This window comes from Xanthomonas sp. 10-10, assembly GCF_040182365.1.
GTDB lineage: Bacteria > Pseudomonadota > Gammaproteobacteria > Xanthomonadales > Xanthomonadaceae > Xanthomonas > Xanthomonas arboricola_F.
Genome location: NZ_CP144460.1, coordinates 5025221 through 5038049, shown reverse-complemented (window position 1 = coordinate 5038049; position 12829 = coordinate 5025221). Strand labels below are relative to the sequence as shown.

9 protein-coding genes are annotated in these 12829 nt (G+C 68.9%); 3 read left to right on the top strand and 6 right to left on the bottom strand.

Annotation, left to right across the window (positions count from 1 at the left end; all coding sequences use genetic code 11):
* Positions 1–34: 34 nt before the first annotated feature.
* On the bottom strand, positions 35–1279 hold the full coding sequence (locus VZ068_RS21225; RefSeq protein WP_349656418.1) for a GAF domain-containing sensor histidine kinase: 1245 nt from the start codon (positions 1277–1279) through the stop codon (positions 35–37).
* A 433-nt stretch (positions 1280–1712) separates the two neighbouring features.
* Positions 1713–2348: a thymidine kinase gene (locus VZ068_RS21220; RefSeq protein ID WP_259160011.1), complete on the bottom strand. Its 636-nt coding sequence runs from the start codon at positions 2346–2348 to the stop codon at positions 1713–1715.
* 207 nt (positions 2349–2555) lie between these two features.
* Between VZ068_RS21220 and rep the strand changes: the two genes are divergently transcribed.
* The 3 genes from rep (at position 2556) to VZ068_RS21205 (ending at position 6553) form a co-directional block, all read left to right on the top strand.
* Entirely contained in the window at positions 2556–4532 is a 1977-nt protein-coding gene (gene rep, locus VZ068_RS21215) for a DNA helicase Rep (protein WP_046963838.1), read from the top strand.
* A gap of 397 nt (positions 4533–4929) precedes the next feature.
* Positions 4930–5508: a GNAT family N-acetyltransferase gene (locus tag VZ068_RS21210; protein ID WP_349656417.1), complete on the top strand. Its 579-nt coding sequence runs from the start codon at positions 4930–4932 to the stop codon at positions 5506–5508.
* A gap of 10 nt (positions 5509–5518) precedes the next feature.
* Positions 5519–6553, top strand: coding sequence for a DUF4272 domain-containing protein (locus VZ068_RS21205; protein ID WP_349656416.1), 1035 nt, complete (start codon positions 5519–5521; stop codon positions 6551–6553).
* Between the two features lie 111 nt (positions 6554–6664).
* Here VZ068_RS21205 and VZ068_RS21200 read toward each other — a convergent pair whose 3' ends face one another.
* From VZ068_RS21200 to VZ068_RS21185, 4 genes are read right to left on the bottom strand one after another with little or no spacing between them, the layout of a single operon-like run.
* Positions 6665–9388 carry a bpX6 domain-containing protein gene (locus tag VZ068_RS21200; protein ID WP_349656415.1) on the bottom strand — a complete coding sequence of 908 codons (2724 nt, stop codon included), beginning with the start codon at positions 9386–9388 and terminating at the stop codon, positions 6665–6667.
* Positions 9381–11231, bottom strand: a complete 1851-nt coding sequence (locus VZ068_RS21195; protein ID WP_349656414.1) for a hypothetical protein — start codon at positions 11229–11231, stop codon at positions 9381–9383. Before VZ068_RS21195 ends, VZ068_RS21200 begins: the two co-directional genes overlap by 8 nt.
* Positions 11228–11641, bottom strand: a complete 414-nt coding sequence (locus VZ068_RS21190) for a hypothetical protein (RefSeq protein ID WP_259160001.1) — start codon at positions 11639–11641, stop codon at positions 11228–11230. The genes VZ068_RS21195 and VZ068_RS21190 overlap by 4 nt, the downstream gene beginning before the upstream one ends.
* Positions 11638–12756, bottom strand: coding sequence for an AAA family ATPase (locus tag VZ068_RS21185; RefSeq protein WP_259159999.1), 1119 nt, complete (start codon positions 12754–12756; stop codon positions 11638–11640). The genes VZ068_RS21190 and VZ068_RS21185 overlap by 4 nt, the downstream gene beginning before the upstream one ends.
* Positions 12757–12829: the final 73 nt, after the last annotated feature.

The following is a 12829-nucleotide window of genomic DNA, read 5'->3' as shown; positions in this document are numbered from 1 at the left end:
GGGAGTGCGCCGCGCCGTCGCCGGGGCGGCGCGCTCAGGCCGACGTGATACCGCCGACCAGGTGCATGCGCGCACGTGGCCGGGCGCATGCCAGCTCCACGCGGAAGCAGGTGCCGTTCTTGCCGCTGGTGATGTGCAGCTCGCCCTGATGCGCCTGCGCGATCTGTGCGGCCATGTGCAGGCCCAGATCCACTTCCGGCAGGGCCCGGCCGGCGGTATGCACGTGCGTGGACGCGTGCAGCACATCCAGCCGTCGCGGCTCGATGCCGTCCAGATTGCAGACCTCGATGCGCAGGCGCCCTTGTTCGGTGACCGCGACCGCCTTGATCAACGAACTCTGCTGCCCCTGCACCACGGCGTTGATCATCATGCTGCCGAACATCTGCGCCAGTCGCACCGCATCGCCGTGCACCGGCTCGTCGATGGCCACGTGCGTGGACAGCACCTGGTTGGGATAGGCGGCGCGGGTTTCGTCGACCACCTGCGACAGCGCATCGAGCAGATCGCTGCCGTTGCCGTAGTCCAGCTGCAGCCAGTCGCGCTCGATACCGCGGGCGAAATCGCAGGCGAAATCGATCAGTTCTTCCATGCGGCGCAGGCTGCGCTGCATCGAGCGTATCGACGCGCCCTGGCGCTGGTTGAGCGGGTCGATGGACAGCGCGTCCACCACCGCATGCATCGATTGCAGCGGGTTGCGCAGGTCGTGACCGAGGATGCCGATGAACTCCTCGCGCAGCCGTGCCGAGGCGCCTGCGCGGCCCAGCTCGCTGCGTGCGCGCTGCGACTCCTGCGCGCTCTCTTCGGCACGCTGCTCGGCCTGGATCTGCGCGGCCAGCAGCTGCGCCAGCAGTTCGACCTTTTCCACCATCGGCGCATCCATGACACGCGGCAACGGGTCCAGCGCGCACAAGGTGCCGAACACGCTGCCATCGTCGAACTTGATCGGCACCGAGACATAGCTTTCGAAGCCGTACAACCGCGGCGTGGGATGGTCGCGGAAGACCGGATGCTCGGAGGCGTGGCCGAACCACAAGGCGTTGCCCTGGGTGCGCACGCTGTCGCAGAAGGTGGTGACCAGCGGCAGCTCGTCGCCTGGCGTCAGACCGAACGACAGTTCGTCGCGGACCTGGCAGGTGATCCAGCGCGTATCGGTCACGCGCGCAACGGCGGCAAATCCCATGCCAGTCAGACGGGTGAGAATGGTCAGCACGTCGGGCACCGACGATAGCCGGCCAACACGTGCGATATCGGCGCGTAACTCGGGAGGAAGCGGAGCCATGGGTGCCTCCCGACAAGTGGATGGTCGCCAGTTTACAGGACGGTGGTTGCGCTTGGTCATGCACACGGCCGCCAAGCCCGCGTAACGATACGCCTGTCGGCGTGTCGCCGATATCGCGCGGCAATTGCATGCATTGCAAGGTGTAACGATGCCTCAAAAGCTTATAGCGGGCAGGTGACTAGCGCGCGGGAGAGGCGATGCCATACATTGCTGAAGTCTTCAGTCCAGCAACGCTTCCGTCGCTGTGTGGCTGTGCGTGCGCGACGATGCCGGCAATGCGGCACGGTCGCCTGCCCGGATGCGACCGAGGGATTGGACAATGTCGGGTCACGGTGCGCTCCGGCTTCCGCAGCATGCCGCTGTGGCGTGAGTGGGCCGCAGCGACACCGCGTCAGGCATTGTCCGACCGCGGCGCATGCCGGTGCCGGCACGCCTAGGGCGCCGTAGACGGCAACGGCAAGGCGATCTGTAGCGGGTCGATGCGGCCTTCGCCGCGCATGATCTTCTTGAACTCGGGGCGGCTGACCGACACATAGCGCTCGTTGCCGCCGATCTCCACCTGCGGGCCGTCCTGCACCGCATGCCCTTGCGCATCCACGCGCACGGTCATGGTGGCCTTACTGCCGCTATGGCAGATGGTCTTGATCTCCTCCAGCTCGTCGGCCCAGGCCAGCAGGAACTGGCTGCCTTCGAACAGCTCGCCGCGAAAATCCGTCCGCAGGCCGTAGCACAGCACCGGGATGCGCAGCCGGTCGACCACCTCGCTCAACTGCCAGACCTGCGCGCGGCCGAGAAACTGCGCCTCGTCCACCAGAACGCAGTGCAGGGCGCCCTGGGCGGCGATGTCACGCTCGACCAGCTGCTGCAGTTCGGTGTCGCGATCGAACGCGCGCCCGTCTGCACGCAAGCCGATCCGCGATGCGACCACGCCGCTGCCGGCGCGGTGGTCGAGTTTGGGTGTCAGGATCAGCGTGCGCATGCCGCGTTCGCGGTAGTTGTGCGCCGACTGCAGCAAGGTGGTGGTCTTGCCGGCATTCATTGCCGAATAATAGAAATAGAGCTTGGCCATCGGGCGATTTTACCGGGCCGGGCGGCGGCATGCAGCGCACCACGGGTAACCGGTGTCGCCGGCTACCGGACCGCGGCGGGTGCTGCTGCCGCGCTACCGAACCCGTCCATCGGGGGCACCATGACAGCGCAGCAGCCGAGCTGAATCCGGCGCGCCGGCCAGCCGCAGGCGGCGCCGGTACAATGGCCTGCTCTGTTGGAAGCCTCTATGCACGGTCTCAATCCCCCGCAAAGCGCCGCAGTGCTGCACTGCGAAGGTCCCTTGTTGGTGCTGGCCGGCGCCGGCAGCGGCAAGACGCGCGTGATCGTGGAAAAGATCGCGCACCTGATCGCCACCGGCCGCTATCCGGCCAAGCGTATCGCCGCGATCACCTTCACCAACAAGTCGGCCAAGGAAATGCGCGAGCGTGTGGCCAAGCGCATCCGTGGCGATGGCGCCGAAGGCCTGACCATCTGCACCTTCCATGCGCTGGGGCTGAAGTTCCTGCAGATCGAGCACGCTGCGGCCGGCTTGAAGCGAGGCTTTTCGATCTTCGATTCCGACGATGCCGCCGCGCAGATCAAGGACCTGATGCACGGCGCCAAGCCCGATGCGATCGAGGATGCCAAGAACCTGATCTCGCGCGCCAAGAATGCCGGCCTGTCACCCGAACAGGCGATGGCCGCGGCGCGCAGCAACCGCGAAAAGGAAGCCGCCAGCCTGTACGAGCGCTATCAGGCGCGGCTGACCACCTTCAACGCGGTGGACTTCGACGACCTGATCCGGCTGCCGGTGCAGATCCTGGAGGCCAACGAGGAGATCGTGATGGGCTGGCGCGAGCGCATCGGCTATCTGCTGGTGGACGAGTGCCAGGACACCAACGATGCACAGTACCGGCTGTTGAAAATGCTGGCCGGCCCGCGCGGCAACTTCACCTGCGTGGGCGACGACGATCAGAGCATCTACGCCTGGCGTGGCGCCAATCCGGAAAACCTGCAGCAGATGGGGCGCGACTACCCGGCGCTGGAAATCATCAAGCTGGAGCAGAACTACCGCTGCTCCAACCGCGTGCTGCGTGCGGCCAATGCCTTGATCGCGCACAACCCGCACGAGCACTTGAAGACCCTGTGGAGCGACCAGGCCGACGGCGAGCGTATCCGCGTGTGGGAATGCCGCGACAGCGAGCACGAGGCCGAAAAGGTCGCTGCCGAGATCTCGTTCCTGGGGACCGCCAAGCAGGTGCCGTGGAGCGATTTCTGCATCCTGTTCCGCGGCAATTTTCAGTCGCGGCCGCTGGAAAAGGCGCTGCAGCTGCTGCGCGTGCCGTATCACCTGACCGGCGGCACCGCGTTTCTGGAGCGGCAGGAAGTCAAGGATGTGCTGTCGTGGTTGCGGCTGATCGTCAACCCCGAAGATGACGCGGCATTTTTGCGCGCCGTGCAGTCGCCAAAGCGCGAGGTCGGTGCGACCTCGCTGGCGCGGTTGGCCGAGCTGGCCAGTGCGAAGTCGGTGCCGATGTCGCGCGCGGCCGAGTCGATGGGCGCGCTGCAGCACCTGCCGCCGCGTGCGGCCAATGGCCTGAGTGCGTTCACCGATATCCTGCGCGATATGCGCGAGCATTCGGCCACGATGCCCGCTGGCGAACTGGTGCGCACCCTGGCCGAAAAATCCGGCCTGCTCAACGACCTGCGCAATCAGTCCAAGGACGAAACCGGCTTCCAGCGCCGCAAGCGCAATCTGGACGAGTTGGCCGAGTGGTTCGAAGGCGGCCCGCGTGGCGCCAGCGCCAGCGATCTGGCCGCGCAACTGGCGTTGCTGTCGCGCAACGACAAGGACGATGGTGGCAACCAGGTGCGCATGATGACCATGCATGCGTCCAAGGGCCTGGAATTCCGTTATGTGTTCATCGTCGGCTGCGAAGACGGCGTGCTTCCGCATGAAGTGAGCCTGGAAGAAGGCAACCTGCAGGAAGAACGCCGCCTGCTGTACGTGGGCATCACCCGCGCAAAGGAGCAGCTGTGGATGAGCCACAGCAAATTGACGCGCAAGTTCGGCGAGCACGTGCGGCTCAAGCCCAGCCGGTTCTTCGACGAGATTCCGGCCGAAGAACTGCAGCGCGATGGCGCCGACCCGGTGGCCGATGCCGAGCGCAAGAAGGAGCGCGCCAGTGCCGGGCTTGCGGCGATCCAGGCGCTGTTCGACTGAGGTTGCCGCGCAAGCCACGGCGCTTGTGGTCAGGTTGGTGCCGTTGCGGGGTGCGGGATTAGCGTTTGGCATCCGCGTCTGGCACGCGCCCGGATACCTGCCGGCAAGGCATCGATCGTTGCCGGGCTGTCATGCGCTTCAGCACGCGTGGCAGGTGGCTTTTGCCGCATCCGCACTGCCGCGACGGCGCGGCAGTGTGCGGTTGTCGAAAGACCTGCGCCTGGCTGCACGCAGCAAGCCCTGTCGCCGGTGACCATCGAGGTTTTGACGTGCAGCCTGCATGCAGCTGCTGGTCGTCCGCTGGATGGTTGCCGATGCTTGTCAGCGGTAGCGCGCTGAAGCTTGCCAGCGACATGCCTGCACGGCAGTCTGGTTTGCCCTGCTCAAGGAGTGCGCCATGACCGTCGTGATCGAAACTCCGCGCTTGCGCTTGCGCACGCTCGATGCCGAGCGCGATGCCGATGCGATGCTGGCGCTGGTCAACGACCCCGGCTTTATCGCCGGCATCAACGACCGCGGCATCCGTACCCGCGCGCAGGCGAGCGCGCATCTGCGCGAGTGGGCGCAGGCGCATCACGACACGTACGGGTTTGCGCATTGGGCGCTGGAGATCCGCGCGACCGACGCATTCGCAGGCACGCTGGGCTTGTTGTGCCGCGACAGCTTGCCGGTGCCGCATCTGGGCTTCGCGCTGTTGCCTGCCTATCGTGGACAAGGCTATGTGAGCGAAGCCGGGCGCGCGGTGCTGGACTATGCACGCGATGTGCTGGGGCTGACCCGGCTGTGCGCGATCGCCTCACCGGACAACGTCGCTTCCCTGCGCGCGCTGGAAGCGCTGGGGCTGCAGCGCGAGGGGCTGCGCGTGTTGAGTCCCGGCACCGACGCAGTGGCGTATTACACGATCGCCCTCGCTCCCGCCGACATGGACAGCAACCCAGGGGTGCGGCACCCTGCCGGCCTGCCTCCGACTGCATAAGGACACCCGCATGCCGCTGCTGGTCAACGCCTATTCCACGCTGCGCGAACCGCGATGGCCGGACTTTCTGCCGCACGCGGCCGTGCAGCACCGCGACCACGCCGATCCGGAACTGGCCAATCATCTGCACGGTTTTGTCGGCTACGTGAATCAGGCCGGCGACGGGCAAATGACCCAGTCGCGGTATCACCTGATGCGGCATGTGCAGCGGGTGCGCCAGCACTTCAGTTTCGAGGTCGACGACAGCGCGTTCGGCGATCTGGCGCAATGGGCCGAGCAGGCCAATGCGGTGTGTTTTCTGGCCGATGGCAGCGTGCGCGACCCGCAGGGGCGCGTGCTGATCAGCCAGGGCGAACCCGCGCTCGATGACCAGGCGCAGGTGCCGTACCCGCCGGATGCGCGGGAGCGGCGGGCGCATCACCTGGCGCAGCTGAGCGCGCAGGGCGTCCGCGTACCGCCGAGTTTGCCGCCGGTGGCCGGCGAGGGCGAGGCGCGGGTGCGCGACGCGGCGGCGGTGAGGCAACGGATGCTGGCGTTGTTTGCGGTGGCCTTGCGTGCGGAGATGCTGGCCGCCGGCGACGCGCCACCGGCGTTGCACGAGGTGGAGGGACGGTTGCCCGGCGTGACCGCTGCGCTGTCGCCGCAGGAGCGCGCTTTCTTCGCCCAGGCGCAACCAGAACAACAGATGCTGGTCAACTTCGGCTGGCGTTACGAAAGCCTGGCCGTGCTGCAGTGGGCGCTGGGCCTGGCCGACACATTGCCACAGCCCACCGCGCTGTGCGACGTGCCGCTGGTTGCGCAACGCGCGCTGGACCAAGCGCAGGCGCCCGCGCGCACGTTGCCGACGCTGCGGCCGTTGCCCGAACTGCTGGATGCGCTGGACCTGCATCTGCGCCTGCACTGGGCCGTGCGCCAGGCCGGCCACACCCAGCAGGCACCGCCGGCCGGGCTCGTGCCGGGCGTGGTGTACGAGCGCCATTACGCGCTCAACTGGCTGCTGCACTTCGAAGACGCCGACTGGGATGAGGTCGACACGCCGACCTGAGCGGAGCGGGCACCGCTGCAACCTTGGTGCTGCGAAACTCCCAGCGCCGCGCATCCGCGTGGCGTCGTGGCGTTGCGTTGTTGCGCCTGCCGTAGCGCGGTGTCTTGCGCGCTAGCCGAGGAAGGACATGGCGTGGGCCAACGAGCGGTCGGTCTGCAGATCCAGCAAGCGGCCGTGCGCGTCATGCAACAGCAGATGGCCGGGCTGCTCGCGCACCTGGACCGCGATGCCCGCAGGCCAGTCCAGCGACGCCACGATGCGGCCGTCATGGTGGCGCACCAGGAAATAGCGCGAGCCGTGCGGCCAATGCAGGCCAACCAGGAATCCCAGTTCAAGCGCCATCACGCTCGATCCGTCCGGCTCGCCGGATGCGTCGCTGCGGTGATGCAAACGGCAATGACGGGCGTTGCCGGTGTGCTGGTAGTGCAGGCAAATGTCGCCATCGGGATCGGTGCGCACATCGGCTTGCTGCACGCTGCCGAGCCGATGCGCGAGCACTGGCATTTGCGGGTCCACGCGCAGGGGATCGCGCGCCTTGAGGCGTCGCTCGGGCAGGCTGTAGGTCCAGTCCTCCAGCTGCTCGCGGGCCCGCACCAGGTACACCTCGCGATCGCTGAAGAATCCTGCCGCGATCACCGGGCCGGGCAGGTCGCCGACATGCCACAGCACGCTGTGCAGATCCTTGTCGGTATCGACGACCAGCAGCCGGTTGTCGACCACGATGCTCCAGCCGATCCCGCTGTAGCCGGGCGCGGCGTATTGCAGCGCGATCTGGCCCAGGTCGCGCACCGCATGGGTGATCAGATCCAGCCGATGGACGGTGGACACGCGCTCACGGGGTGCGATTGCCAGGGCAACCTGTCCGCTGTCGGCGATGACGATTCCGAATGCCGGCGCCGGGTAGCGCTGCAGCACGCGCCCGTGCGCGTCCACCACCGCCGCGCCGGCGTCGCCCAAGGCCAGCAGATAGCGGCGATCCGGGAGCGCAGCCACGTCGTGGATGGCCGCCAGGCCGGCCTGCGGCGGCTGCAGGTGCAGGATGGTGGCGCCCTCCCATAGCCCGGCTTGGCTGGTCGCGGCGCGTGGTTTGAAGGCTGGGATATCGGCGCTGAGCAGGGGGTCCTTGGCCAGCTTCAGCAGCGTGGTCAGATCGCCGACGGACAGGCTGTTGCGTGCGAACGCATGATCGGCGGCGATCGCCGGCAGCAGCTGCCGCGCCAGCTGTTGCAGCGCGCGGTTGGGGGAAGCATCTGCCAGCAGCGCCGCCGCCATTTCACTGCGCGGTGCGGAGTCGGCGGCGGGGTCTGCAAGCGCGGCGATGCGCTCGGCGTAGTGTTGCAGCGTGTCCGGCAACAGTTGCGCGCGCTTGACCAGGGCGCGTGCGCGCAGCGTGCTGCCGGCCTGTTCGGCGGCCAGCAGCCACTGCGCGGCCTGGTTGCGCGCCGCGTGCAATGGCCACACCGCGTCCACGGCGGCCAGCCAGTCGCCGGCCTGCACCAGTGCCTGGCCCCATTCCAGCCGCAGCGCGTCGGCCAGTGCGCGGTCGGCGCCGTGCAGCAGCTGGATTGCGGCGGCGAAGGCGCCATCGCGGCGCGCGACCTGCACGGCACGTGCATGGTCGCCGGCCAGCATCAGCAGCCGGATGATCATCGCCGCCGGCATGTCCCAACCCAGCGCCAGCTCTGCGGCCTGGGTGTAACGGGCGTGCTTGACCAGATAGTCGAGCGCCTCATGGCGCGCATTGAGCAATTCGGCCAGGACGAACACCGCACGATCGATCTGCCCCTCGCGGTCCAGGCGCGCGAAGGCGCTGCGATAGGTCGCGCGCAGATGCGCCTGCAGCTCTTCGCCCATGCCGATGCTGGTGCCGGCGCCGCGCGTGCGCGACAGGCTCAGGTCGCTGCGCCGTTGTGGCACCCCGAACGCCTGCCCCAAGGACTCGTCCACGCCATCGAGCGGCAGCGCGTTGCGCAAGGCTTCGTCCAGATCGCCGTCTTCGAACTGGCGCAGCATCCGGCGCATGTAGGCGCCCTGGCGATGTCCGACCAGGCTGGCCAACCGCGAGGCAACCAGTGCGCGGGCAAGCCGCGTGCGCCAGGCCGATACCGCTGCGGCACCCCGGCGTGCCGGCACGGCCGCGTTCTGCCCGGTGGCTGGGGATCCATGCGATGCCGGCGCGTGCTCGCTGCCCAGCGCGCGCTGGGCGCGCGCCAGCAGGCCTTGCCACAGCGTGTGGTTCTGCATGTCGGGGCGCTGCGTCTTCAACGCGTGCAGGAACGCATCGCGCTCGGCGCTGGCGGGCGGGACGGCAGTGCCCAGCAGTTGCCGCAGCGGTTTGCCGCGCAGCCGGTCCACCTCCAGCGGTGGCGCGGCCGGGCTGCAGTCGTAGGGCATGTGCAGCGGGTAGCCGGTCACGTCGATCGCCTCGGCAGGATCCAGCGCCACTGCCTGATGCCACTGCAAGGCGATCACCTGGGCGCCATGGACCAGGCCGATGTCGGCGGGGGGCAACTGCGCCGCCTCGGCGGCGGTCAACGCGCCGGAAAACAGGCCGCCATGCACCTGGCACAGCGCCAGCCCGGGCGCTTGCTCGCAGACCAGCGCACGCGGCGCGGCGAAGCACAGCACATCGCCGTCGGCGAAGCACAGCACATCGCCGTCGGCGAAGCGCAGCGCCCGGCTGCCCGGTTGCCAGGCGCGGACGAGCCTGGCCAGGCGTTGCTCCGGGCCGAGCCACGCTGCCGAGAACCACAACGCCGACACCATCTGGCTGCCGTGCCACAGCGGGTACCGCACGCTGCCGCCAGCGTTGTCCGTGCGCGCGGGGCTAGTCATGGCCGGGTTGCTCGGCCTGGCCTTGCACGACCATCAACGGGGTCAGCCCGCCATCGCCCAGGATCCAGGCCTGCCCCTGCAGGGTGACCAGGGCGACCCGCGCGCCATCGCTGGACACCGCCGCAGCGCTGATCTCGCTGGCGGCGCGATGCAGTGTCCGGCGCCCGCTGGCCCCGATGGCGAGCAGTGCGCGACGATCGGCGCGCAGCACCAGCAGCAGGCTGTGCTGCGGCGCGTCCGGGTCGCCGATCAGACCGATCGCTCTGTCGCCGGACGCCACGATCGCCTCGAATTCCTGGAAGCCATCGGCCGGCCCCCCGTGCAGTACCCGGTAGGCCAGCGAGCGGTCGCCGCCGGCCTGGCGGCTTGCCAGTTCGAGGGCGATGGCGCCACGCCATTGGCCCTCCTGGGCCAGGCTGCGCAGCAACACGACCGGCGGACGCGACCCCAACGCCAGCTGCAGGACGAGGTCCTGCTTGCCGGTGCGGTGCAGGCGCAACAGGCGCAGTTCGCCCGCGACATGGGTGACGTAGACCGCGTGCTCGGCATCGCCTTGCGCCAGCGCCACCACCTGCCCGGCGATCTCGCTGCCTTGCGCAACCCGCTGCCGCTGGTTGCTCTCGCGCGTCCACGACATCAGCCGGCCGTGCTGGTCCCACAGCAGGAACCGCTGCGGCTGGCCGCCGCTGTTGAGCCACACGCACGGACGCAGCCGCACCTGGCCGGGTACGGGGCAGATGCTCTGCCCGCCCGCCTCGATCGAACTGGGCATGCCCGGGAGATTCCAGAACTCGGGCTGCTCCCGGAGAGCGACGATGCCGCCGACGTGCTTGTTCTGCGCCGCAAGGCACAGCGGCTGACCGCCCTGCGCCCATTGGTGGTAGCGCGGTGCCGCCCGTTTGGCGATGTCGGCGGGCTGCACCTTCACCATCGCGCTGCGGCAGCCTTCTGCCAGCAGCAATGCGACATGGCTGCCGTCCGGGCTGAACAGCGGCGCATGGCGCAGCGAGAACCTGCCCCTGACCACGTGTTTTGCGGTGTCGGCCTCGGCGGGGCGTTGGGTGTCGATGAAATGCCCGCGCAGCAGCTGCGTGGCGGCCATGCTGGCAGGCACCGGCAACAGGCTGCTGCGGGTGCCGGGGCGCGTCTGCAGCACCACCTGCAGCTGCGCATCGGCTGCAGGCACGATGCTGGCCTGGTGGTGGAACGGCGCTGCGCGCACCGGTTGTGCACCGATCCACCAGCACTCGCTGGTGGTCGGCGTGTCGGTTGCCAGCTGCGTGGCCCAGGCTTGCGCGTGCTGCGTGCCGGTCGCCTCGAAGGTGCGGCCCTGCAGCAGCTGTTGCAGCCGGGCGGGGCTATCGGCGTCGTGCAGCTCGCCGGGCAGATGCGCCAGGCCCCAGACAAAGCGCGCATTGGCGGACTGCGCGCGGCGTGCCAGCAGGATCCACAACGCAATCTGCGCCAGACGCGGCGCCCCCCATTGCGCCGGGCCGGCATCGAAGATCGCCACCAGGCGCGCATCGCGCGTGCGCGCCTGCATGCGCGGCACCAGGAACAGGTGCTCGGCGTGCGCGGCGCGGCGCAGGAATTCCTCCGGCAATGCGTCTGCCAGTGCCCACTCGCTCAGCAGCAGGTGCTCGTAGCTGCCGCGCCGACGCAGGTCGTCGATGCCGTCCGGCTCGCTGTCGCCCTCTTGGCGGCGCAGGCGACTGGTGCGGCCGAGCAGGGGATCCAGGCGCACCAACCAGGCACCGAGCTGGGAGGCGATCTGCGGGTCGAACCAGTCCAGCCACAGCCGCCAGGGCTGTAGCGGTGCAGGCATCTGCAGCACGGCGCTCACGCGGCCTCCCAGCGCTGACGGATCTGCGCCACGACCTCGGCACGCGCCGGCAGCAACCGATGCAGCGGCAGCACCAGTGCGGGTGAGCGCAGCAGCAACAGCGGCTGCGCTCCGTGCTGGCGGCGCAGCGCACGCTCCAGCAGTTCCAGCGGCAGGTCGGGGCGCTCGGCGGTAGGCAACCACAGGCCGGCGGCGTCCGCGCGCGGCGCCACGTACTGCACGCCGTCGGCCCAGGGCAGCTGCAGCGCAGGGCCGGTCAGCAGCAAGGCCCGGGCCGTGGCGGTGACCAGCAAGCCAGTGCCGTCGGACACGCGCGCCCATGCCGCCAGCAACCGGCGTGCGGCATCGTCCACGCCGATCACCCCCTGCGGGGCGACCGGCACCGGCTCGTCCTGCCACGACCAGTTCACGCGCCGCTGCCGATCTGCTCGATCAGGCGGATGCGTTCGTGGGCCAGCTCGGCCGGCAGCGAGGCGGCCGTGAAGTTGGCATCGATCTCGCGCAGCAAGGCTTCTGCCATGGTGCGCAGGGCGGGATTGTGCTGATCCTGCAGGCAGCACTGGGCGGCCTCCACCAGCCGGGCAGTGCGCGAGAGCGGCTGCAGGGCGGCCTGTTCGACCGCCGCGCGCAAGGTGGGGTTGGTGGCGGCGGCCAGGGTGCCGCGCAGCAGGTCCCGTGCGCTGGCTTGTTGCTCGCGCGTCGGCAGCACATAGAACAGCGGCCACAGATCGGCCTCGCTGGCCTGGGTGCGTCCGGCCAGCACGCAGGCGGCGGCGATCAGCCGCTGGGTCTTGACCAGGCGACGGTCCGACAGCTGTACGCCTGCGCCGCGCAATGTCCGGATCGCCGCAGCGAGCGCCGTGCGTGCGCCCTCCATGTCCACCGCACGCGCCTGTTCGCACAACAGGTCCAGGTCGGCCAGCCCGGCGACAGGCTGCAGCGGCGCACGTTCGGCCTGCCATCCACCCGACAGCAATGCTTCGAGCTGATGGTCCGCCACCGGCTCGACGAACAGATGCAGCAGGAAGCGGTCGCTGAAGGCCGCCAGCGCATCGTCGTCCGGCAGCGCGTTGGCCGCGCCCACGCACAGGCGCAACGGGCAGTGCAGGTCGGTCTGGCCACGCCGGAAGCGGCGTTCGTTGAGCAGCCCGAGCAAGGTGTTGAGGATGGCGGTGGACCCCAGGAAGACTTCGTCGAGGAAGGCGATGTCCGCTTCGGGCAACATCCCGGTCACATCGATCTGCACGCTGCCCTCGCGCAATTTGCGCAGGTCCACCGGGCCGAACAACTCGGCCGGTTCGGTGAAGCGGCCCAGCAGATATTCGAAATAGCGACCGCCCAGTGCGGCGGCGACGCGTCGCACCACCGCGCTCTTGGCGGTGCCCGGCGGGCCGATGATCAGCAGATGTTCCTGCGCCACCGCTGCGAGCACGATCAATTCGGCCAGCTGATCGCGCTCGATCAATCCGGTGGTGGCGGCCTGGACGGTGGCGCGAATGCGCGCGGCGGCGGGATGGGCGTGCATGCGATCGGTCCTTCGAGCAAAACGTGCGGCGCGGTGCAGGCACCGGTGACCGCCTGTGGAACGGGTGATGAAG

Bases quoted from the DNA above. Each gene is read 5' to 3' on its own strand.
- rep (WP_046963838.1), top strand. From the start codon at position 2,556: ATGCACGGTCTCAATCCCCCGCAAAGCGCCGCAGTGCTGCACTGCGAA.
- VZ068_RS21200 (WP_349656415.1), bottom strand. From the start codon at position 9,388: ATGACTAGCCCCGCGCGCACGGACAACGCTGGCGGCAGCGTGCGGTAC.
- VZ068_RS21220 (WP_259160011.1), bottom strand. From the start codon at position 2,348: ATGGCCAAGCTCTATTTCTATTATTCGGCAATGAATGCCGGCAAGACC.
- VZ068_RS21205 (WP_349656416.1), top strand. From the start codon at position 5,519: ATGCCGCTGCTGGTCAACGCCTATTCCACGCTGCGCGAACCGCGATGG.
- VZ068_RS21210 (WP_349656417.1), top strand. From the start codon at position 4,930: ATGACCGTCGTGATCGAAACTCCGCGCTTGCGCTTGCGCACGCTCGAT.
- VZ068_RS21225 (WP_349656418.1), bottom strand. From the start codon at position 1,279: ATGGCTCCGCTTCCTCCCGAGTTACGCGCCGATATCGCACGTGTTGGC.
- VZ068_RS21185 (WP_259159999.1), bottom strand. From the start codon at position 12,756: ATGCACGCCCATCCCGCCGCCGCGCGCATTCGCGCCACCGTCCAGGCC.